The organism is Campylobacter sp. Cr9, assembly GCF_020138295.1.
Taxonomy (GTDB): Bacteria; Campylobacterota; Campylobacteria; order Campylobacterales; family Campylobacteraceae; genus Campylobacter_E.
Genome location: NZ_JACGBH010000020.1, coordinates 1 through 23377, shown reverse-complemented (window position 1 = coordinate 23377; position 23377 = coordinate 1). Strand labels below are relative to the sequence as shown.

General features: G+C 29.8%; 23 protein-coding genes and 1 pseudogene. 23 read left to right on the top strand and 1 reads right to left on the bottom strand.

Annotated elements, in window-relative coordinates; translation table 11 throughout:
- Window positions 1-67 precede the first annotated feature (67 nt).
- The 20 genes and pseudogenes from AVANS14531_RS08455 (at window position 68) to AVANS14531_RS08360 (ending at window position 18218) form a co-directional block, all read left to right on the top strand.
- Window positions 68-589, top strand: coding sequence for a thermonuclease family protein (locus tag AVANS14531_RS08455; RefSeq protein ID WP_336612068.1), 522 nt, complete (start codon window positions 68-70; stop codon window positions 587-589).
- Between the two features lie 53 nt (window positions 590-642).
- Window positions 643-798: a CstA-like transporter-associated (seleno)protein gene (locus tag AVANS14531_RS08450; protein WP_239818040.1), complete on the top strand. Its 156-nt coding sequence runs from the start codon at window positions 643-645 to the stop codon at window positions 796-798.
- A gap of 49 nt (window positions 799-847) precedes the next feature.
- Window positions 848-979, top strand: a complete 132-nt coding sequence (locus AVANS14531_RS08445; protein ID WP_336612067.1) for a hypothetical protein — start codon at window positions 848-850, stop codon at window positions 977-979.
- Between the two features lie 160 nt (window positions 980-1139).
- Window positions 1140-1538: an Rrf2 family transcriptional regulator gene (locus AVANS14531_RS08440; protein WP_336612066.1), complete on the top strand. Its 399-nt coding sequence runs from the start codon at window positions 1140-1142 to the stop codon at window positions 1536-1538.
- Window positions 1538-3712 carry a flagellar biosynthesis protein FlhA gene (flhA, locus tag AVANS14531_RS08435; protein ID WP_336612065.1) on the top strand — a complete coding sequence of 725 codons (2175 nt, stop codon included), beginning with the start codon at window positions 1538-1540 and terminating at the stop codon, window positions 3710-3712. Before AVANS14531_RS08440 ends, flhA begins: the two co-directional genes overlap by 1 nt.
- An 11-nt stretch (window positions 3713-3723) precedes the next feature.
- Window positions 3724-4746, top strand: coding sequence for a DHH family phosphoesterase (locus AVANS14531_RS08430; RefSeq protein WP_336612064.1), 1023 nt, complete (start codon window positions 3724-3726; stop codon window positions 4744-4746).
- Window positions 4736-4951, top strand: coding sequence for a hypothetical protein (locus AVANS14531_RS08425; RefSeq protein WP_336612063.1), 216 nt, complete (start codon window positions 4736-4738; stop codon window positions 4949-4951). Before AVANS14531_RS08430 ends, AVANS14531_RS08425 begins: the two co-directional genes overlap by 11 nt.
- 59 nt (window positions 4952-5010) lie before the next feature.
- Window positions 5011-7617, top strand: coding sequence for a DNA polymerase I (polA, locus tag AVANS14531_RS08420; RefSeq protein ID WP_336612062.1), 2607 nt, complete (start codon window positions 5011-5013; stop codon window positions 7615-7617).
- A gap of 10 nt (window positions 7618-7627) precedes the next feature.
- Window positions 7628-8770, top strand: a complete 1143-nt coding sequence (locus AVANS14531_RS08415; RefSeq protein WP_336612061.1) for a GGDEF domain-containing protein — start codon at window positions 7628-7630, stop codon at window positions 8768-8770.
- A 36-nt stretch (window positions 8771-8806) separates the two neighbouring features.
- Window positions 8807-9580, top strand: coding sequence for a flagellar motor stator protein MotA (gene motA / locus AVANS14531_RS08410; RefSeq protein WP_336612060.1), 774 nt, complete (start codon window positions 8807-8809; stop codon window positions 9578-9580).
- Between the two features lie 2 nt (window positions 9581-9582).
- Window positions 9583-10311 (top strand): flagellar motor protein MotB, encoded by a 729-nt coding sequence (gene motB, locus AVANS14531_RS08405; protein ID WP_239818048.1) that lies wholly within the window; start codon window positions 9583-9585, stop codon window positions 10309-10311.
- Between the two features lie 388 nt (window positions 10312-10699).
- Complete coding sequence (locus AVANS14531_RS08400) at window positions 10700-11413, top strand: amino acid ABC transporter permease (protein WP_442862409.1); 714 nt, start codon at window positions 10700-10702, stop codon at window positions 11411-11413.
- Window positions 11406-12140, top strand: coding sequence for an amino acid ABC transporter ATP-binding protein (locus tag AVANS14531_RS08395; protein ID WP_239818050.1), 735 nt, complete (start codon window positions 11406-11408; stop codon window positions 12138-12140). The genes AVANS14531_RS08400 and AVANS14531_RS08395 overlap by 8 nt, the downstream gene beginning before the upstream one ends.
- 11 nt (window positions 12141-12151) lie before the next feature.
- Window positions 12152-12856 (top strand): transporter substrate-binding domain-containing protein, encoded by a 705-nt coding sequence (locus AVANS14531_RS08390; protein ID WP_336612059.1) that lies wholly within the window; start codon window positions 12152-12154, stop codon window positions 12854-12856.
- A 10-nt stretch (window positions 12857-12866) separates the two neighbouring features.
- Window positions 12867-13586, top strand: coding sequence for a transporter substrate-binding domain-containing protein (locus AVANS14531_RS08385; RefSeq protein ID WP_336612058.1), 720 nt, complete (start codon window positions 12867-12869; stop codon window positions 13584-13586).
- A gap of 1 nt (window position 13587) precedes the next feature.
- Entirely contained in the window at window positions 13588-14667 is a 1080-nt protein-coding gene (ispG, locus tag AVANS14531_RS08380) for a flavodoxin-dependent (E)-4-hydroxy-3-methylbut-2-enyl-diphosphate synthase (RefSeq protein WP_336612057.1), read from the top strand.
- Between the two features lie 37 nt (window positions 14668-14704).
- The gene (locus AVANS14531_RS08375) at window positions 14705-16015 is read left to right on the top strand and encodes a DnaB-like helicase C-terminal domain-containing protein (protein ID WP_239818054.1); all 1311 of its coding nucleotides are present in this window, start codon (window positions 14705-14707) and stop codon (window positions 16013-16015) included.
- A 222-nt stretch (window positions 16016-16237) separates the two neighbouring features.
- The gene (locus tag AVANS14531_RS08370; protein ID WP_336612056.1) at window positions 16238-16729 is read left to right on the top strand and encodes a PAS domain-containing protein; all 492 of its coding nucleotides are present in this window, start codon (window positions 16238-16240) and stop codon (window positions 16727-16729) included.
- A gap of 593 nt (window positions 16730-17322) precedes the next feature.
- A pseudogene (locus AVANS14531_RS09285) lies at window positions 17323-17898 on the top strand (methyl-accepting chemotaxis protein); the annotation flags it as partial.
- Window positions 17899-17906: 8 nt separating this feature from the next.
- Window positions 17907-18218, top strand: coding sequence for a DMT family transporter (locus tag AVANS14531_RS08360; protein WP_239818056.1), 312 nt, complete (start codon window positions 17907-17909; stop codon window positions 18216-18218).
- A gap of 33 nt (window positions 18219-18251) precedes the next feature.
- Here the strand turns inward: AVANS14531_RS08360 and AVANS14531_RS08355 are convergent, their stop codons facing one another.
- The gene (locus AVANS14531_RS08355; protein ID WP_336612054.1) at window positions 18252-19520 is read right to left on the bottom strand and encodes an O-acetylhomoserine aminocarboxypropyltransferase/cysteine synthase family protein; all 1269 of its coding nucleotides are present in this window, start codon (window positions 19518-19520) and stop codon (window positions 18252-18254) included.
- Between the two features lie 88 nt (window positions 19521-19608).
- Here AVANS14531_RS08355 and AVANS14531_RS08350 point away from each other — a divergent pair, with 88 nt between their 5' ends.
- From AVANS14531_RS08350 to AVANS14531_RS08340, 3 genes are all read left to right on the top strand, one after another.
- Window positions 19609-20526 (top strand): homoserine O-succinyltransferase, encoded by a 918-nt coding sequence (locus AVANS14531_RS08350; protein WP_336612053.1) that lies wholly within the window; start codon window positions 19609-19611, stop codon window positions 20524-20526.
- 82 nt (window positions 20527-20608) lie between these two features.
- Window positions 20609-22108, top strand: a complete 1500-nt coding sequence (locus AVANS14531_RS08345; protein WP_336612076.1) for a BCCT family transporter — start codon at window positions 20609-20611, stop codon at window positions 22106-22108.
- Entirely contained in the window at window positions 22105-23217 is a 1113-nt protein-coding gene (locus AVANS14531_RS08340; RefSeq protein ID WP_336612052.1) for a mandelate racemase/muconate lactonizing enzyme family protein, read from the top strand. The genes AVANS14531_RS08345 and AVANS14531_RS08340 overlap by 4 nt, the downstream gene beginning before the upstream one ends.
- Window positions 23218-23377 lie beyond the last annotated feature (160 nt).

Genomic DNA, 23377 nt, shown 5'->3' with positions numbered 1-23377 from the left:
ATAGGAATTACACTGCAATATTAAATAATTTTATTATTATATGCAATAAAAATTATAAGGATAAATTATGAAAAAACCCACAAAAGCACAAATGAAATTAATTCAAAAACTACCATTTAAATATCAAATAATAGCTTTAATTATATTTTTAGTTGTTGCAAATTTTTCTTATTTTAGCTCTTTTACTAAAGAATATTCACTAGAGCATGTAAGCGATGGAGATACTATAACCTTACTTGCAAAAGGAGAAAAAATAAAAGTTAGATTTTATGGTATAGACGCACCTGAGAGCGCTCAAGAATACGGGCAGTTTTGTAAGGATATGTTAGGAGATTTTTTAAAAGGAAAAGAGATTAAATTAGAAATAAAAGATAAAGATAAATACGGAAGAGTAGTAGGTATAGTTTATGCGAATAATGAAGATATAAACCAAAAAATGGTAAGAAATGGATGTGCTTGGTCTTATCAAAATTACACTAAAAAATATTTAGAAGATGAAAAATATGCAAGAGCAAACAAACTAGGCTTATGGCAAAGCAAAAACCCACAAAATCCAAGAGATTTTAGATTAGAACATAAAAGAAATTAATTAGCAAATATTTTATGCTATCTTTTAATTTTAAATTATAACAAGGAGTAGCTATGGGATTTTTTGACAAAATAAAAGCAGCTTGTGGAATTCCTGATTATGAAGCTTACTTAAAAGAGCATAAGGAAAAGCACCCAAACGAAGAGCCTTTAAGCAAAGAAGAGTTCTTAAAGCGTGAAAAAGAACGCCTTAACTCAAATTGTGCTTGAGGTTAATTAAGAAGCAAGTTTGCTTATACAAGTTAATTAAGGACAAGCAATGTTTAAGAGAATTTTAGAAGTTTTTAAAACAAAAACACAAAGCTATGAAAGCTATTTAGCAGAGTGTGAAAAAAACGGCGTAAAGCCAAAAAGTAAAGAAGAATTTCAAGCAGTTAAAAAAAGTTGCTGAATATTTAAAAGAAACTAGTTAGTTTATACAAAAATCTCCTTTTTTAGGAGATACTTTACTCTTAGCTTTACTGATAAAGCTAATCAATAATCATTATAATTTAATTCGTGTATTAAATAAAAAAAGTTAAGATTTATATAAAAAATATTTAAGGAAAATTATGTTATTTACAAGAGCAAGTGAGTATGCTTTAATTAGTTTAATTTATATAGCAAAACATCAAAGCCCAGTTGATGTAGATACTTTATCAAATGAATTAAATATACCAAGAAGTTTTTTAGCAAAAATTTTACAAAATCTAGCAAGAGCTGATATTTTAAAATCTTATAAAGGTATAAATGGCGGCTTTATTTTAGCAAAAGATGCAAGTAAAATAAATATAAAAGATGTAATAATTTCGGCTGAAAAAAAAGAGCCTTTAGTATTTGAATGTAGTGGCGATGATAAATGCCCTAATAATAGGCATGATACTTGCAAGATTTATCCAATAATCAATAATCTTCAGAATAAAATCAATGTGTTTTTAACAGATATTACGCTTGAACAGATTTTAAAATAATGGCAGGACAGACAAAAAGTATAGGGGAATTAGTAGCTCCGTATTTAGCACCGGTGCTAAAATTCAAAAGCCTTACAATGGTGTTCTTAATAGTTGCTATTTTAGCAATTATTATTGTTCCATTGCCTTCGGGAATACTTGATTTTTGTCTTGCTTTAAGTATTGCAATATCGGTGCTTATGATATTAATTTCAATGTATATACCAAAGCCAACTGATCTTACAACCTTTCCTACCTTAATATTAGTAATTACTCTTTTTAGATTAAGTCTAAACATAGCAACAACAAGAATGATTTTAAGCAAAGGTCATGAAGGACCTGCTGCAGTTAGCGATATAATCGCAAGTTTTGGCGAATTTGTTGTAGGTGGAAACTATGTAATCGGGGTGGTTGTTTTTTGTATATTAGTTTTAATTAATTTCATGGTTGTAACAAAGGGTTCAACTCGTGTAAGTGAAGTTCAAGCAAGATTTACACTAGACGCAATGCCAGGAAAGCAAATGGCAATTGATGCGGACTTAAACGCAGGTCTTATTACAGAAGAACAAGCTAGAGAAAGACGCCAAGAAATCATAGGAGAAGCAAACTTCTATGGAGCTATGGATGGATCTTCTAAGTTTATTAAGGGTGATGCAGTAGCTGGTATTATTATTACTATTGTTAATGTTGTTGGTGGCTTAATGATAGGTATGTTTCAGCATGATATGGATATTTCACTAGCGGCTTCTTATTATACTATCTTAACAATAGGTGATGGTCTAGTGTCTCAAATCCCAGGTCTTATTACTTCAACTGCAACAGCTATAATCATCACTCGTGCAAGTAAAGAAGAAAAGCCATTTGCTGAAAAATCTTTAGAACAATTATTTGGCGATGCTCAAACATTGTTTATAGTAGGCTTTATTTTATTTGTTTTTGCTTTAGTTCCTGGTCTTCCTACACTTTCTTTAGGTTTTATGGCTTTTGTCTTTTCTGGTTTAGGCTATTTAATGCTTAAAACTAAAGATGAAAATTTCTTAAAGACAAAAACAAAGCCAAAAACACAAGCAGGACAACAAGCGCCTACAAGTGCAGGTGCAGCTCCAAGCACACCACCTAAAAAGAGTGAAGCAGAAATTGCAGCTGAAAGAAAGAAAAAGACAGAAGATAGCTTAAAGCTTGAAATGTTAGAGCTTCAAATAGGTTATTCTTTGCTTAAAATTGCTGAAAATGACTTAGTAGATAGAATTCCTACAATGCGTCAAACAATAGCTAAAAACTTAGGCTTTTTAATGCAAGATATAAGAATTACTGATAACTTGCAGTTACAACCTAATGAATATTGCTTTATTATAAGAGGGATTCCTGTTGCAAAAAATATTATTTATCCTGATAAATTTTTGGCAATTGATAATGGTTTTGATGAAACTGATGAGCTTGAAGGTATTGAAGTAATTGAGCCTGCTTTTGGCTCAAAAGCTATTTGGATTGATCCAAGTGAGAAAAACAAAGCTACTATGAGTGGTTATGTTGTAGCTCATCCAGGAGCTGTGATTTGTACTCATATTAGTGAATTAATTAAGCAAAATGCTGCCGAGCTTTTAACCTTACAAGAAGTGCATTATTTATTAGAAAAATTAAAAGCAACCCAAAGCATTGTTGTAGATGAATGCTTAAAAGTAGCTCCTATTAGCTTAATTCAAAAGGTTTTAAGGCAATTATTAAAAGATCAAATTCCTATTAAAGATATGGGAAGTATTTTAGAACAAATCATAGTTTTAGCAAAAGTTACTCAAGATGAAGATATTATAACCGATCATGTAAGAGTTGCTTTAAATAGGGTTATTACTAATTTATACTTAGATGAGAACGGCACTTTACAATTTTACGCATTTTCAAATAAAGTAAATGCAAGATTGCAAGAAATGTTAGTAACAAATAAATTAGGAAATATTACCTTAGCTATTAATATGGAGCAAACTCATGCACTATATACTGCATTAAACGATAAGGTAAATGAGCATTATAGTATGCAATCTAGTGCTTTTGTATTATTAGTAGAATCTAATGTAAGAAGAAAAATAGCTGAAATTTGCATGAAATATGGCTTAAAGCAAGTTGTTGTATTAGCGTTTTCAGAAATGGCAAATAATACAAACTTTAATAACTTAGGCAATATTGATGCAGATATTTAGAAAGGAAAATAATGAAGATATATCACTTAAGCCATACTGATTTAGATGGTTATGGCTGTCAATATGTAGTAGCTAATTATTTTAAAAATTGTGAATTTTATAATTCTAATTATGGCAAAGAAATTGAAGAAAGATTTGATGAAATCATACAAAAAATAGAAGCAAATCCAAATGAATTAGCACTTATTTTAATAACCGATGTAAATCCAATTGATAGTGTTTGCGAAGATTTTAGCAATAGGGTTGCAAAGTTAGAAAATGCTAAATTATTATTACTAGATCATCATCAAACAGGCAAGGCTTGTATGGAAAAATATCCGTGGTATTTGCTAGATAGCTCAAGGTGTGCTACTAAGATTACTTATGATTTTTTTAGCAAAATTTTTGGCGAAGATAAAGAGCTTAGTTTAATGGTTGATATTATTAATAGTATTGATATTTGGCTAAGTGATAATAAGCATTTTGAATTAGGCAAAATCTTAATGCAAATAATTGCAAGTAGTAAAGAGATTAATAGAGTTATGTTTGCTAAGCAAAACCATGCTTATATGTTCTTTTTATTAAATAAAGCTAAGGAATTTTTTCATCTAAATGAGCCACATATTGCATTAGAAGATGCAACACATAAAATTAAAAAAGAGTTTTTTAAAAGTAATAAAAACGATACTTTATGTAATCTAATAAGTGATTATTTAGTAAGAATTTTAAGCGAAAACAAAGAAGATTACACAATATATTATAAAGATAAAAAAGGCTTATTAGTTTATGATATAGGCAATGTTAGTGTAATAGGTAATGATTTTTTAGTTAAAAATCCTGAATATGATTTCTTTTTAGAAATAAATCCAGGCAAGAAGATATCTCTTAGAGCAAATAATAAAATAGATGTAAGTTTATTTGCTAAGACTGCCTTTAATGGTGGCGGACACGCAAATGCAAGTGGCGGAATATTTTCATCTTATAAAGATTCTAATGTATATTCTAAAATCTACGAACAAACTAAAACTTATTTGGAGAAATTTAATGAAAAATGAAGAAATTGAAGATTTAATGCTAGAAATTGCTTTAATGCATAAAGCAGCTTTATATTATGCAGGAGTTAAGGAAAATTGTTTAGAAAAAGCAGCTTTTGCATATCTTGAATTAATTGATGAGGTTGATTGCGAAGATGACTTCGGACTTATTATAAAAACGATGGAATTATTAAAGAAAAAACACCCTGAGTTTTTTAATAATTAATCTAAAGAATTTGAAATAGGAATTTCAAATTCTTAAAATCTACTTTAAAGGTTGCTAATATGAAAAAATTAATTGTAATTGATACTTTAAACGTTTTATTTCGCTCATACTATGCTATGAGAAATTTAAGAAGTGCAAAAGATGAAAAGCCAATAGGAATGATTTTTGGTTTGCTTAACTTTATTTTAAAAATCGTTGAAGAAGTTGAATGCGATTATGTAGTATTTGCCCTAGATAGCTCAGGTGGTTCGTTTAGAAAAGAGCTTTTGCCAGACTATAAAGCAAATAGAAAAGAATTAGAAGATGATTTAAGAGTTCAGATTCCAATTTGTATTGAGCTTATTAAAAAATCAGGATTTTTAAGCATAGAAGTATCAAATTACGAAGCCGATGATGTAATAGCAAGTGTTGCAAAATACGCAAAAGAAAAAGGCTTATTTACAAGTATTTATTCAACCGATAAAGACCTTTATCAATTACTTGATGATAATAATACCGAGCTAATAGGCAAAAACTATGAAATTATTAATGAATTAGCGTGTTTAGAAAAATTCGGAGTAAAGCCTAATCAAATGCTAGATTATTTAACATTAGTAGGCGATAGTGCAGATAATTTTAAAGGTATTCCTGGCATAGGTCCAGTTGCTGCGAAGAAATTATTAAATGAATACGGAAGTCTTGATAATGTATATAAAAATTTAAATATTTTAGGCAATAAAAGCTCACAAAAAAAACTAATAGAGCATAAAGAAGATGCGATTTTATCTAAGAAATTAGCAAAATTAGTTGATGATTTGCCTTTAGGAGATTTTTTAGAAAGTGCTAGAAAACCTAGTATAAATGTATTTAATAATATAGCTGATGAATTAAGAGAATTTGAATTATTTAAGTTTTTAAAGCTAATAAACAATGAAGTAAAAGTAGAAAAACAAAAAGAAATATCAATGGATTTTAATTCTATTTTATTAGATACAAAAGAAGAATTGTTTAAAGTTGTTGATAGTATTAATGGCGTAATAGGTTTTGATACAGAAACAACGGGGCTTAATTTTGATGATAAGATTGTTGGTTTTTCATTTTGCTATGAGAACAATAGCTATTATGTGCCGATTTTGCATAAAAATTCAAAAAATATTTCAAAAGAAGATGCAATTAAAGCTATTACAAAATTATTTGAAAACGAAATCATAGGACATAATTTAAAATTTGATTTAAAAATGCTTTCAAATGATTTAGGGATTAATTTTCCAAAAAATTATAAAGATAGTATGATAGCAGCATGGTTGCTTGATCCAAGTTCAAAATTTTCTCTTGATTTTTTAGCTAAAGAATATTTTGATTATTCTTGCTTAGCTTTTGAAGAAGTGGTAAAAAAGGGCGAAAATTTTAGCGATATTGATACAGCTTTAGCTTGTAAATACGCAAGTGAAGATGCATTCATTACAAAAGCTATTTATGAATATGCGTATTCAAAATTAGATGATGAGCGTAAAAAAGATTTTGTTTATGAATGTGAGTTTATTAAGGTTTTAATTTCTTTAGAAACTAATGGGATTAGTCTTAATAAAAATAAATTATTAGAATTAAAAACAATCTTAGAAAATAATTTAAAAGAATTAGAAGAGCAAGTATTTAGCGAAGTTGGCGAAAGCTTTAATCTAAATTCTCCTAAGCAATTAAAAGAGATTTTATATGAGAAATTAGCACTCCCTAATAATTATAAAGGCTCAACAAACGAAGAAGCATTGCAAAACCTAGCTCATCCTGTGGCTAAAATAATCTTAGAATATAGAAGTGCTAATAAGGTTTTAAGCACTTATGTTCTACCTTTACTTGAGTTAAATACAAATAATGAAGATGAATTTATAGTTCGCTCAAATTTCTTACAAACAGGAACAGCTACTGGAAGACTTAGCTCAAATAATCCAAATTTACAAAACATTCCAGCAAGAAGCAAATATGCTAATTTATTAAAAGAAGCTTTTGTTGCAAAGCAAGGATATTCTTTCATAAGTCTTGATTATTCTCAAATAGAATTAAGAATGCTTGCTCATTTTAGTAAAGATGAAAATTTATTAAAAGCCTTTTTATTAGATGAAGATATTCATACAAGAACGGCGATTGAGATTTTTAAAGAAAGTGATAAAGAAAAGAGAAATTATGCAAAAAGCATAAACTTTGGTTTAATTTATGGAATGGGTGCAAGGCGTCTTAGTGAAGAGCTAAAAATACCTTATAGCGAAGCTAGTGAATATATCAAAAAATACTTTAATTCTTTTAGTAGTATTAAAGATTACTTTGAAAATACAAAAAAACAAACAAAAGATTTAGGTTATATAAAAACTCTTTTAGGTAGGAAGAGATTTTTTAAATATACAAATGATATAAAGGTTAATAACGCACACGATAGAGAATGTATAAATAGTATTTTGCAAGGCTCGGCTGCTGATTTAATTAAATTAGCTATGATTAAACTTTATCCATATTTAAATAAAGAAATTAAATTAATTTTGCAAATTCATGATGAATTAATATTTGAAGTAAAAGACGAAAGAGTTTTAGAATTTTCTAAAATAGCTCGTAATATTATGGAAAATGCTTATGGATTAAATGTAAAGCTTAAAACTAGCCTTAGTGTAGGCAAAAGTTGGGCAGAACTTAAATAAAGGGGACAAAATGAATTTATTATTTGATTGGACAAAAGACTATGAAACTAGCTTAATTGAAGTTGATGAGCAACATAAATATTTAGTTAGCTTAACAAATGAAATTGCGATTAAACTTAGTGAAAAATCTCTTAATAAGCAAGAATTAGATGAAGCTTTTAAGAAGATATTAGATTATGCAAGTTATCACTTTATGGCTGAAGAAAAATTGATGAAAGAAAAAAATATCAATAGTATTTTTTATGAAAAACACGAAAAAAGCCATAAACAATTTGTAGAGCAAGTGCAACAATTATTCCTTGAAGTTGGAGATGGGGTTAATAAAGAAGCTGTTAGAAGTCTTTTAGAGTTTTTAATTTCATGGCTTGCTTTTCATATTTTAGGAACTGATCAAAATATGGCAAAGCAAATTGATTTGATTGATAAAGGACATTCGCCTAACGAAGCTTATGAAATGGTAGAACAAAATACCAATAAACAAACAGAACCTTTAGTAAAAGCTTTAAATGGTTTAGTAAATGTTGTAATTAAAAGAAATAATGAATTATTAGAGCTTAAGAGAAATCTTGAGTTAAAAGTAATGGAAAAAACTAGAGAATTATCAGCAGCAAATCAAACTTTAAGAACTTTAGCTTCTACTGATGTTTTAACAAATTTGCCTAATAGAAGATATTTGTTTGAAGCTTTAGAAGTGATTTTAGAAGAAGCAAAAGAAAATTTACTTCTTACAAGTGGGCTTATGATAGATTTAGATAATTTTAAAGAAGTAAATGATAATTATGGTCATGAAATGGGAGATAAAGTATTAAAAGAATTTTCTCAAGCAATCAAAGAAGCGATTAGAACCGATGATGTATTTGCTAGACTTGGTGGAGATGAGTTTTTCTTACTTTTACCAAATACAGACTCAAGGGGTGCATTTATACTAGCAAGCCAACTTTTAGAGCTAACTAGAAAGTTAAATATAAGAGTGGGCGATAGATTAGATGATAAATGGAATAGTAGCATTAGCATAGGAATTGCAACAATAGCTCCTAGTAAAATAACCTGTGCAAATGATTTTATGAAAAAAGCCGATTTAGCAGTATATGCAGCTAAAAATGCTGGTAAAAATTGCATTAGAGTTTATAATGAAGAAATTTTAACTAATTAAATGTATGATTTTTGAATTTAAAATAAAGGAAATATTGTGGATTTAACAACGGTCTTAGGAATGGTTTTAGCGCTTACTTCAATATGCGTTGGAGATATTTTAGAAGGTGGTAACCCACTGCATCTTATACATATATCATCGGTTCTTATCGTTTTACCTACTGCGTTTTTCTCAACTATGGTTGCTACAAACAAATACTATATAAAAGGTGCTTTTAGGGAGCTGAAGATAGTTTTTAAAGGTAGTGGAGTGAATTTTCAAGCAAGAGTAGATCAATTAGTAGAATTTGCTTCAATTGCTAGAAAAGATGGACTTTTAGCACTTGAGCCAAAAGTAGCAGAAATAGATAATCATTGTTTAAAATCAGCAATGATGATGATGGTTGATGGTAAAGATGTAGAAGAGATAAAAGAAAGTATGGAGCTAGAAATCGCTCACTCAGAAACATATTATGATGAATGTAGAGAGTTCTTTTGTCGTGTAGGTGAGTCATGTCCTACATTTGGACTTGTTGGGGCGGTGTGCGGACTTATGCTTGCTCTTCAACTACTAGATGACCCACAAGCAATGGCTATGGGTATTGCGGGTGCTTTTACGGCTACTGTTACTGGGATTTATTGTTGTTATGGTGTGTTTGTTCCTTGGGGTAATAAAATTAAGGGTAACGGACACGATCTTATTATGGAAAAAGAGCTTATGATGGCAGGAGTAATTGGTATAGCAGAAGGTGCAAACCCAAGAGATTTAGAACAAAAATTATTCTTATATATGCCACATGGTGTTGTTCCAAAATCACAATTTGGTGAATAATAATGGCTAAGAAAAAAAAGTGCCCACCGATTCCAGCGTGCGAGAAGTGGGCTGTTCCACTAGCTGACTTCTTCTCGTTATTACTTGCTTTATTTATTGCTTTATATGCTATTGCTTCGGTTAATACGGATAAGGCAAAGGCTCTTACAAAAGAGTTTGTTAAGATTTTTGATTTTCCTAGCACACAAGTTGTAGAAAAAGAGAGCAAAACAGATGGTAAGTATAATCCATCAAATAATGAAGATTCAAAAGCTCTTCAAGCTCAAAATATAAACCAACAAGAAAGCATAGAAAAATTAAAAGCAATTTTAGACCAAAAAGAAAATCAATTTTATATGGAATTACCATCGGTTTTATTTTTTAACAAAGATGAAACTAAGGTAAGTAATAGCGATGATATGCTTTATTTAAAAAGAATTAAAATGATAATGCACGGCTTAGGAGATGGGGTTCAGCTTGAAATTCGTGGCTTTAGCGATAATGATGACAGCTACTTAACAAGCTTTGATTTAGCAACAGCAAGAGCAAGAGAAGTTTTAGAGATTTTAATTAAAAGCGGAGTTGATTCATCAAAACTTAGCATAAAAAGCTATGGAGCAAATAGCCCTAGATTTGATAATAATGGCAGTGAAGGTGTGAAAAATAATAGAGTTGAGCTGTATTTTAAAACAGATATAAATGATATAAAATCACAAAAAACCATTCTTGATGCAGTAGAAAATGTAAAATAATTTTTCAAATTCCTATTTCAAATTCCAAAGAATTTAAAATAGGAATTTGCTACTTAATTTTACAAAATTTCAAATCCTAATTCCTATTTCAAATTCTTTTTGCTTTATTAAAATTACATAGCAAGAATTAAGAAAATTTATAAATACTTTGCAATAAATATTTTAAGCTTAAAATTCAATTAATTTAATAAATCATTAAGATAAAAAAGAGATAATCAAACTTAATTTTTTTAAAAGGACGAGAAGATGAAAATCATAGATTTAATCAAGCACAACAAATACCTTACAATCCGTCAAATTTCTCGTTCAAATCTACGCAATATTCATTAATTTATAGTTTTAGTTGTGTTTTTACACCTTATTTATTTTTAGTTTTAAAGGAAAAAAATTGAAAAATTTAGAAAATATATTTAAAGTAGTTTTTCCACTTGCAATAGTTGTAATTACTACTTATTATTGCTATCCATTTGAGCTTAGCGAGGCTGATCATTTAGCTTATTTAAAGAGTTATGGAACGACTTTAGGGCTTACTTCACTTGGTTTAGTTATAGGTCTTACGGGTGGATTTTTATTAGCATTTTTGTTAGTGCTTAGAAATAGATTTTTAACAATGTTAATTAACGAATATTTAGACCTTATTAGAGGTATGCCATTAATGCTACTTTTAATGATATTTGCATTCGTTGTATTTGCTCAATTTGAAAATGTATTTTTTGTAGCTGTTATTGCTTTAGGACTTAATTCAAGTGCTTATGTTGCAGAAATCATTAGAAGTGGAATAGAAAGCGTTGATAAAGGTCAAATGGAGGCAGCAAGGTCAATGGGTTTATCGCATTTTCAAGCTATGAGAATGATAGTTTTCCCACAAGCTGTTAAAAATATCATTCCAGCTTTAGCAAATGAATTTATTTCATTATTTAAAGAAACTTCAGTAGTTGCGTTTATTAGCGTTGTGGATTTAACGTTTCAAAGTAAGATTTTTCAATCTCTTTTATACGATCCAAAACCTTATATTTTCGCAGGTGTTGTGTATTATGCTAGTGTTAAAGTATTTACATTTTTTGTAAGATTATTAGAAATGAGGCTAAAGAAAAATGATTAAGATTTCTAATTTGTGTAAAAATTATGGCAATTTGCAAGTTTTAAAAGATATTAGTGTTGATATTAATAAAGGCGACATAATAGCAATTATAGGACCTAGTGGCGGCGGAAAAAGCACATTTTTAAGATGCTTAAATAGATTAGAAGTAGCAGATAGTGGCAAAATCTTAATCAATGATGAAAATATTTTAGATGAAAAAATTGATATAAATAAGCACAGACAAAAAGTATCAATGGTATTTCAGCATTTTAATTTATTTGCAAATAAAAATGTTTTAGATAATTTAATCCTAGCACCTACTAGCTTACAAATTTTAAGCAAAGATGAAGCAATAACAAAGGCTAGAAATCTTTTAGCAAAAGTTGGCTTAGCAGATAAAGAAGAGTTTTTCCCACACAAACTAAGTGGCGGACAAAAGCAAAGAATTGCAATAGCAAGAAGTCTTATGATGGAGCCTGAGATTATACTTTTTGATGAGCCAACTAGTGCGCTTGACCCTGAAATGGTAGGAGAAGTTTTAAGTTTAATTAAAGAAATAGCAAATACAAAAAATGCTCCTATTATGATTTTAGTAACTCATGAAATGGGTTTTGCGAAAAATGTTGCTAATAGAATATTTTTTATGGAAAGTGGCAAAATCGCAGTAGATGATACCCCACACAATGTATTTAATAATAGTTCTAATGTTAGATTAAATGAGTTTTTAAACAAGGTTTTAAACCATTAAAGGAGTTTGGTATGAAAAAGATTTTTTTAGTTCTTTTTATTTCTTTATTTGCTTATGCAAATCAAGTTGTAAAGGTTGGAATTTCGGCAAATTACGCACCATTTGATATGATGGTTGATGGTAAATTAAGTGGCTTTGATGTTGATTTGGTAGAAGAAATCGCAAAAGCTAGTAATTTAAAAATTGAATTTGTAAATATGAGCTTTGATGGACTAATTCCATCTTTAGTAGCAGGAAAAATCACTATGATTGCTTCGGGAATGAGTATTAGTGAGCAAAGAAAGAAGAATTGTGATTTTTCAGAGCCTTATTTTTTCGGAAAAACTATGTATCTTAAAAGAAAAGGCGATGCAATATCTAATAAAGAAGAATTAAAAGGTGTTAAAACTGGAGTTAAGCTTGGCACAATTCAAGAAAACACAGCAAGAAATTTAGGTGCAAATGTTGTATTACATGAAGATTCAGCTGTTGTTATCATGAGCCTTATTAATAAGCATATTGATGCGGTTGTTTTTGATTCTTTTGTGGCTAAGAAATTTATGGCAAAAAATCCTGAAATTGAGAGTTTTTACGAAGAAAATGATGGAGCTTTAGGTTTTGCTTTTGTATTTGCAAAAGGTAAAAATCAAGAATTAAGAAATAAAATAAACGAAGGTTTAGAAAAAGTAAAAGCTAGTGGTAAATACGACGAGCTTATTAAAAAATATGGACTTTAAGGAGTAAATTATGAAAAAGTTATTATTAGTTTTATTTGCACTTATTTTTAGTGCGTGTTTAAATGCAAATGATAAGGTTTATAAGATAGGAATTTCACCTGATTATCCACCATTTGATATGTTAGTAGATGGCAAAATTACTGGTTTTGATGCTGAATTATTTGATAATTTAGCAAAAATAGCAGGTATTAAGTATGAGTTTAAGGCTATGAGTTTTGATGGACTTATTGCAGGACTTAAAGCAGGTAAAATTGATGCAATTATGAGTGCTATGAGTGCAAGCGAACAAAGAAAAAAGGCTTGTGATTTTAGTAATGTTTATTATAAAGCTAAAACAATTTATCTAAAGCATAAAGATAGTGATATTGCTACAAAAGATGATATTAAAGGTAAAAAAGTAGGGGTTCAATTAGGCACAGTGCAAGAAGCAGCAGTAAAAAATGCAGGTGCTATAGTTCAACCTAATGAAAATCCTGTTGTATTAGTAATGGCTTTAAATGATAAAAAATTACAAGCTTTAGCATTTGATGCGCTTGTTGCAAGAGAATATTTAGCAAAATATCCTGATTTAGCAGAGTTTTATAGCGAAGATGATGGCACTGAAGGATTTTCTATTGCATTTAGCAAAAATGAAAATGTAGAGCTTAGAGAAAAACTAAATAAAGCTTTAGAAGAGTTTATGAAAACTAGTGAATATGAAGCTTTACTTAAAAAATACAATATAAACTAAGATGAAAAGCGATTTTTTTAAGCCTAGATTTAAAACTAGGCAAATTAATGTAGGCGGGGTTAAAATCGGTGGCGATGCACCTATTAGCGTGCAATCAATGCTATTTACTAAAACTCAAGATATTAAAGGCTGTTTAGAGCAATTAATTGAGTTAAAATTAGCTGGTGCTGATATTGTAAGGGTTGCTTGTTTAGATATAAAAGACGCTAGGGCTTTAGCAGAACTTAAAAAGCAAAGCCCTTTGCCATTAATTGTAGATATTCATTTTAATCATAAATTAGCTTTATATTGTGCTGAATTTATAGATGGAATTAGAATAAATCCAGGAAATATCGGTGGCAAAGAAAATATAAGAGAAGTTGTAAATGCTTGTAAGCAAAGAAATATTCCTATTAGAATTGGAGTAAATCACGGCAGTATTGAAAAGCAGTTTGAAGAAAAATACGGAAGAAGCGTAAAAGCCTTGCTTGAGAGTGCTGTTTATAATATAAAACTCTTAGAAGATTTTGATTTTAGAGATATTAAAATAAGTATTAAAACCTCAGACGCACAAAGCACAATAGAAAGCTATACAAGATTAAGAGAACTTTGCGATTATCCATTTCATTTAGGAGTAACAGAAGCAGGAACTAAATTTCATAGCACGATAAAAAGCTCAATTGCAATAGGGCAATTATTATTAAATGGCATAGGAGATACTATTCGTGTTTCTATGACAGGAGAGCTTAGCGAAGAAATAAGAGTAGCAAGAGCGATTTTGCAAGATAGTGGAATACAAAAAAGTGGTATAAATATAATCTCATGCCCTACTTGTGGAAGAATTCAAAGCGATTTGTTAAGTGCTATTAAGATAGTAGAAGAAAAAACAAAGCATATTAAAGCACCTTTAAATATAAGCGTAATGGGCTGTGTTGTAAATGCTTTAGGCGAAGCTAAAGGAGCTGATGTAGCAATTGCATTTGGCAAAAACGAAGGCTTAGTGATAAGACACGGCGAAGTAGTAGCAAAGTGTAAATACGATACTTTAGTGGATAGATTTTTAGATGAAGTGCTAGATGAAGCAAAACTGCACGAAAACTAAATTCCTATTTCAAATTCTTTAGTATAAAGGATGAAAATTGAGTAAATATTTTGATATAGAGCTTGAGCAAAGCTTATTATTAGCTTGTATAGAAATTAATGAAAATATTGATATAGCAGCAAGTATCATTAAACCTAGTGATTTTTCTAATAGATTAAATGGCGATATTTTTGAATTCATTGTAAATAAAAGAAGATTAAGAGAAAGTGTTGATTTAAAGCAGTTAAAAATAGTTTTTCCTAATGCTAAGGATATGTTTTGGGCTGAATTAGAACAGCAAAACTGGTCTATTGATGTTGAATCTTATTCAAAAATGTTAAGGGATTTAAGTGTAAAAGACCAGCTTAATTCTTTAATGCAAACTACAATGAATGAATTAGTAAGCGTTCAAGATAGTATTGATTATACTCATAATTTAAATGCTAAAATTTATTCTCTTATTTCAGGGGTTAAAAACAATTCTTTAAAAAGCTCAAGAATGGCAGTAAGCGAGTTTTACGAAGAATTAAACAGAGTTAGCAAGATTTTAGATAAGAATGTAATAGGAGTTGATACAGGTTTTTCTTTATTAAATCATTATACGAAAGGTTTTAAAGCAGGGGAGCTAATAATCTTAGCAGCTCGTCCTGGTATGGGTAAAACTACATTTGCCTTAAATATTTTATTACACGCACTTAAAAAAGATGTAGGAGTTGTGTTTTATAGTCTTGAAACAGAAGCTCATAAAATTATGGCAAAGCTTATAGCTCAAGATACAGGAATTTCTTTAGGTTCTATTACCAAAGGTGAGCTTACTCAAGATGAATTAGAAAATGTTCAAATGAGTGCAAATATGCTAAGTGAAAGCACTTTATATATCTACGATCAAGGCGATTTAAACATAGAGTTTTTACGCTCATCTTTAAGAAGATTAAAAGAAGAGCATAGCAATATAGGTCTTTGTGTATTAGATTATATTCAATTAATGAATTCGCTTAATACTAGAGTGGATAGACATATTCAAGTAAGTGAAATTAGTAGGGGTTTAAAATTACTTGCGCTTGAGCTTAAAATTCCTATTTTAGCACTATCACAGGTAAATCGTTCGGTAGATTCAAGAACAAATAAAAAGCTTATATTATCAGACATTAGAGAAAGTGGTAGTATAGAGCAAGATGCTGACTTGATATTATTTATAAACCAAGTTGTAGATAATCCAATCCCAACAGCAGAACGCCACGCTATACTTGATATTGCAAAAAATAGAAGTGGTGAATTAAAAGAAATCCATCTTGACTTTAAAACAAGCAAAGCAAAATTCGCTCAAATTGAGTTTAATAATCAGCCTAGCGAAACAGAAGAGTTTTAAAAATATTCATTTAAAAGTCATTTTTAAATATAAAAATTAAAAGCAAATTCCTAATTCAAATTCTTTAAAAATATATTTTAATTTAAGTTTAGTTATTAAATTAAACTTAAATTAAAATCTTAATTAATAAAATAAATTTTTTATAAGATAATTAGATTTATTTAATAATTTTTTGCCTATAAGTAATAATATTTCATATTAATTTCCTAAAAAGAGGGGCAAATGGAAAAAGAGTTAAATGAATATGATTTTATAGTCAGTAAAACTGATACAAGGGGCAATATTACTTATGCAAATGAGTCTTTCATTAAGATAATTTATGCTAAAGAAAGCGATATTTTAAACAAACCACACAATATTGTAAGACATCCAGATATGCCAAAAGCTGTTTTTAAATATTTATGGCAACAGCTAAAGGCTAGAAAAGAAGTTTATGCTTTTGTAAAAAATAAAACTTTTGATAATGGATATTATTGGGTTTTTGCGAATATTAGTGTTTCTTATGATTTAAATGGAAATATTATAGGTTATTACTCGGTAAGAAGAAAAATAGGCAAAAGAGCTAAAGAACTAATTATTTCTTTATATAAAAAAATGATAGAAGTAGAAAAAAGCAAAGGCGTAGATGAATCTTGGAAAATCATTGAAGAGATTTTGCATAAAGAAAACAAAACTTATAATGAATTTATAATAAGCATACAGGATTTAAAATGAGTATTTTTAATAAAAACAATGAAAAAACACTAGAAGAAATAATAAAGGTTTTAGAACTTACTTCTAATGGTTATTTAGAATCAAGAGTTGTGAATGTAGAAGGTAAAAATTATCAAAAACTTGCTAATCTTTTAAATAATTTATTAGATCAAGTTGAAGTTTGGCAAAGAGAAGTGGCTGCTTCAATAGAAAATGCTTTTTTAGGTAATACTTATAGGAATATAAATAGCGTAGGCTTAAAGGGTAGATTTAAAAATACAGCTGATAATTTAGTAAATGCAATTATAGGCATTTCAAAAAGTATTGAAGCACAAAAGCTAAATGAGTTAAGTATTAAGATTCAACAAAATAGCGAAGATTTAGAAATTATAAATATCCTAACAAAAGGCTTAAATAAAAATCAAGATAATTTAAACAATATTTTAAATTCATCAAAAAATATAGCAGAAAGCTCACATCTTACTCAAGCTATGGTAAAAGAACTTACTAAAAGCTCAAATGAATTGCAAAATTATATAAATTTATTTACTGATTTAATTCACACATTAAGCGATAAAACAAATGAAATTTCAAAAATCATTGAAATGGTAAAGGATATAACCGATCAAACTCAATTATTATCATTAAATGCTGCTATTGAAGCTGCTAGAGCTGGTGAGCATGGGCGTGGATTTGCCGTAGTTGCTGAAGAAGTAAGAAAATTAGCAAACAATACAGAAGAAGCAACAAATACAATAAATTTAAACATTAGCTCATTAAAGGATAGTGTGAAAAAATGCCTTGAATATTCAAATCAAGTTTATGAAATAAGCAATAAAAATCAAGAAAAAACTAATCAGTTCTTTAGCACTCTTAGTTCATACGAGCAATTATCAGAAAATAATTTCATTGATGCAAAAAATAGTGGAAGTTTGCAAAATAATTTATTTATTCAAATTCATTTATTGCTTTATAAAGATGATGCAATTAGATGTTTGCTAAATAAAAATTTAAAGCAAAACAAAAGCCTTGAAGAAAGTATTTTAAAGGCAATAAACCAAGAGCAAGTTAAACAATTTAAAGATATTTTGGCTTTATATGAAAATATTTATAATGAAAATGATTTAAACGAACAAATAAAATTAGTTCAAAGATTTGATAAGCTAATTTATAATATGTGTAAAAACTAAGGAGCTTAATGGCTTGGATATATTTAATTTTAGCAGGTGTTTTTGAAATAGGTTGGCCTTTAGGCTTTAAATTAGCAAATGAAGGCTCAAAACTATGGATTATATTTGCTATTTTTTCTATGGCTCTTAGTGGTTTTTTGCTTTATTTATCGCAAAAAAGCATACCGATAGGAACAGCTTATATTGTTTGGACAGGCATAGGTGGAATAGGAACTATTCTTGTTGGTATATTTTTCTTTCAAGATAGTGTGAGTTTTTTAAGATTATTCTTTCTTGCTTTAATTTTAGTAGGTTTAGTCGGAATTAAGCTTGTTAGCTAAAGAATTTGAAATAGGAATTTCAAATTCTTTATTTTAATTAAAAACTTGCTTTAAAGCTTGTTTTATATCATTTATCAAATCATCAATATTTTCAATACCTACCGAAAGTCTAATAAGCCCTTCGCTAATTCCTGCTTTTATTAATTCATCTTTGCTTAGTTGTCTATGAGTATGACTTGCAGGATGAAGCACGCAACTTCTAGCATCTGCTACATGTGTAGCAATTGTGATTAATTTTAGGCTATCAATGAATTTTATTGTTTGTTCTTTATTAGCATCAAGCTCAAAGCTAATAACCCCACAAACTCCATTAGGCATATAAGTAAGTGCAAGTTCATAATAAGGACTAGTTTTTAGCATAGGACAATTTACGCTTTTAATATGCTTATTAGCTTGTAAAAATTCTGCGATTTTTTTAGCATTTTCGCAGTGTTTTGCTACTCTTAAAGCTAGGCTTTCAATATGAGTTGATAGTATGAATGCACTTTGCGGACTAAGACATGCTCCTATATCTCTCATTAATTGAACAACAAGCTTAGTAATATAAGCAAATTTGCCAAATTTCTTAGTATAAATTAAACCATGATATGAGCTATCTGGCGTGTTAAAATCAGCAAATTTTTCATTCTCCCAATTAAAATTCCCACTATCAAGAATAGCTCCAGCAATTACGCTTGAATGCCCATCAAGATATTTTGTAGCCGAATGCACCACAATATCAGCTCCGTGTTTAATAGGTTGGCAGTTAATTGGCGTTGCAAAGGTATTATCAATAATTAAAGGTATATTGTTTTTATGAGCAATATTTGCAAATTTTTTAATATCTAGCACTACTAATGATGGATTTGAAACGCTTTCTGCAAAAATTAATTTCGTATTATCTTTAATAGCTGCTTGTATTTTTTTATCGCTACTATTTGCACTTATAAAAGTCGCATCTATTCCAAATTTTTTAAGTGTAAAGCCTATTAAATTAATAGTGCCACCATATATTTCATTTACGCAAACTAAATGATCACCCGCTTTACAAATATTTGTAATCGCTAAAAATATCGCAGCTTGTCCGCTAGAAGTTAGCACTCCTGCAACAGCACCTTCAAGACTAGCTATTTTGCTTGCTACATAATCATTTGTTGGATTTGCTACTCTTGAGTAAAAATACCCACTTTCTTCTAAATCAAATAATTTTCCCATAAACTCGCAAGAGTCGTATTTAAAAGTAGTGCTTTGAATTATTGGCACTTGTCTGCTTTCGCCGTTTTTTGGTTTAAAACCCGCATGAATACATAAAGTCTCTTTCATAAATCCCCCTTTGTAAATAGTAGTTTAGCCTTATTTTAAGGCATAAGCAAGTAAAAAATGGCAAAATTAGGCTCAAAAAGGAGAAAATATGCCTGTTAATATCAAAACCAATCTTCCTGCAAAGCAAGCTTTAGAAAATGAAAATATATTCGTAATGGATGAAGCAAGGGCAAATTCGCAAGATATTCGCCCACTTGAATTAATCATTTTAAATCTTATGCCTATTAAAGAAGAAACAGAATTAGAGCTACTTAGAATGCTATCAAATACGCCTTTACAAGTAAAAATAACGCTTTTAAGAATAGCTTCGCATGAGAGTAAAAACACTTGCGAAAATCATTTAAACGAGCATTATTTGGTATTTGATGAAATAAAGCATAAAAAATTCGATGGAATGATAATAACAGGAGCTCCACTTGAACATCTTGAGTTTAATGAAGTTACTTATATTGATGAATTAAGAGAGATTTTAAAGTGGAGTAAAAGCAATGTATTTAGCACTCTTCATATTTGCTATGGTGCAATGATAGGGCTAAATTATCATTATGAAATCTCTAAAATTGCCTTAGAAAAAAAGCTTAGTGGAGTTTATAAGCATTTAGTAATTGATAATAAAGACGAGCTTTTAAGGGGAATGGATGATGAGTTTTTAGCACCACATTCAAGACATTCAGGCATAGATGAGCTAGCTTTAAAAAACAATGAGTTTTTAAAAGTTTTAGCAAGTAGCGATATGGCAGGTTCATATCTTATAAGAAGTTTAGACAAAAGGCAGGTCTTTGTTCTAGGTCATCCTGAGTATTCAAGAAAAACGCTTGATAATGAATACAAAAGAGATTTAAAAAACGGCTTAAATGTAGATATTCCTTATAATTATTACGAAAATGATGACCCAAATAATGAGCCAAAGCTTACTTGGAGAGCTCATGCAAATTGCGTGTATATTAATTGGCTAAATTATTATGTATATCAAAGCACTCCATTTGAAATTGATAAAATTAATTAATTTAAGCTAGAAATTAAGTTTAAAGGTAATAATAAGCTTTTATTTTAATTTAAGGAGTTGTTATGAAAAATAACGAACTACAATCACCTTTAGGGGGGGGGGCAGGAGTGATTTTTTCTTAATTACAATATCTATTGTTGCAGTAGGTTTTGTAATTTTAGCCTTGCTACTTAACCCAGAAGGCTCGCTTAAAGTTGCAAACAGCTTGTTTGCCAAACTAACTTCAACCTTTGGTTCAGCTACTCAGCTTTTTGAGTTTATTTGTGTTTTGATTATTGCTTATGTTGCATTTTCAAAATATGGCTTAATTAAGCTTGGAACTAAAGAAAACCCATATTCAAATACAGCTTGGATTTTTATGTTTATTTGTGCAGGGCTTGGCTCGGCTACTATGTATTGGGCTTTTATGGAATGGGCTTATTATTACACAGGACCTGGTCTTAACATAGCAGCAAATTCAGCAGAAGCTTTAAGACATTCAACTTCTTTTGTGTATTTTCACTGGGGTATTACTCCTTGGGCTGTTTATGCGCTAACTTCTATTGCTATGTGTTGGCATTTTTATGTGAAAAAACATCCTGATTTAAAATTATCAGCACTTTTAGCAAATATTTTAGGTATAAAAAGAAATGCTATCTTAGATAAGATTATTGATGTTATATTTTTGTTTTCTACTTTCGGTGGTTTAGTGCTTACAACTACTGTTTCAGTTGTTACTATTAGTAGTGGTTTGGCTGGAATTTTTGGTATAGAAAATGGCTTTTTTATAAAGTTTGTGATTTTAGCAGTAGTTACTGCAATGTTTTCAATCTCAAGTTTTGTTGGGCTTAGCTCAGGTATGCAAAAATTAGCAAAATTATCTTGTATTTTATGCTTTGTATTTGCTGTGCTTGTATTATTGCTTGGAAATAGTGTTTTTATAATTGATAATATGATTAATAGCATAGGATTATTTTTAAGTAATTATGTTCATATGAGTTTATTTAATGATGCAACAGGCACAAGTAGTTTTAATCAAGATTGGACTGTGTTTTATTGGCTTTATTGGATTACTTACACTCCTGCTGTTAGTATATTTGTAACTAAAATCTCAGAAGGAAGAACAATAAGACAAGTTGTATTTGGCTTAGTGCTTGGTGGTTGCGTAGGAACTTGGTTTTTCTTTGGATGTCTTACAGGCTTTGCTATTGATACTTTTATTCAAGGGCTTGTTGATGTGCCGAAGTTTTTAAGCACCGGTGCAGGAGAAGCTGGTGTTTTAGCAGTAATTCAGCAACTTCCTTTAGGTAATGCTTTTGCTTTATTTTATTTTGTATTAATGCTAGTTTTCTTAGCATCTCATATGGACGCAACTGCATTTACAATCTCAGCAGTAAGCACAAAAATTGATAGTGAAAATCCATCAAGATATTTAAAAGTTTTTTGGTGCATAATGCTTGGAGCTATACCACTTGCAATGCTTTATATAAACGCTGATTTAAATACGCTTAAAATGGCAGTTGTGCTAACTGCAGCACCTTTTTTAATAATCTTAGGAATTGCAGCTTACGGGCTTATAAAATGGATAAAGGAGTATAAATGAAAATTACAAAAGTTGAGCCTATTTGGTTAAGAGCAAAGGCTTTTAATGAGCCTTGCGAATGGGGAGAAGATGCGTTTATTTTAAAAATCCATACCGATACGGGGCTTTTTGGAGTAGGAGAGAGTGATAGTGCTCCTGCTGTGCTAAAGGCTATGTTTACTCAGCCTAGCACTCATGGATCTTGCATGGGGCTTAGTGAAGTATTAATCGGACAAGACCCTAGAAATATAAGCAAAATTATGGATGATTTATTTGAAGCGAGTGCTTATTATGGTAGGCGTGGAGCTGTGATACATGCTTTAAGTGCAATTGATATTGCTTTACATGATTTGGTTGGAAAGATTTATGGAGTAAGCGTTGCAACGCTTTTAGGGGGTGCAAGAAGAGAATATTTAAATGCTTATGCAACTTTTATTCCTGATAGAAATATCCAAAATACTGCTAAAAGAGCATTAGAGCTTAAAAATGAAGGTTTTAAATTACTTAAGTTTGGTGGAGATGGCTTCGGTGCTAAAGGGCAGTTTGATATAGATACTACAAGAGCTATTAGAGAAGTGGTTGGAGATGATATTAAGCTTAGTATTGATTTGGTTGGGCTTTGGAAAAATTATGGTTATGCAAAAGAAAGATTTAATGATTTTGCTGAGTTTAATTTAGAATGGATTGAAGAGCCAGTGCCAAGCGAGAGTATGGATTGTTATGCAAGACTTAGCCAGAGTTTGCCTTGCAAAATTACAGGTGGAGAAGCACTTGCTACTAAGTGGGAATTTGCAGAGTTTTGTAAAAAATCTCGTGTAGCTATCGTTCAGCCTGATTTAACTAGATGTGGTGGGTTTTTGGTAATGAAAGAAGTTGAGCAAATCGCACTTGATAATGGTTGTGAATTAGTCCCGCATGGCTTTAGCACGCAGATTTTATTACATGCCACAGCTCAGTTTTTAGCGTCTTCTAAGGCTTGCAATTTGATAGAATACTCAAAAAGCACAAGCGAATTATTTAATATTTGCAATGCTTTGTCTTGTGAAGATGGAGTTGTAAAAATTAGTGATTGTGTAGGCTTAGGAATTACATTAAATGAAGAAATTATCAAAAAATATGAAGTAAAATAAAATCAATTTCCTAATTCAAATTCTAAAAAGAATTTGAAATGGGAATTTCATTTGTTAAAAAAGCTTTTTTTGTAGTTTTTATAATTTTTTTCTTAGGGGAAGGGGGAAGGACTTAAATTGCGAAGTCGTTCCTTACCCCCTCCCCCCAAACCCCTCCCCC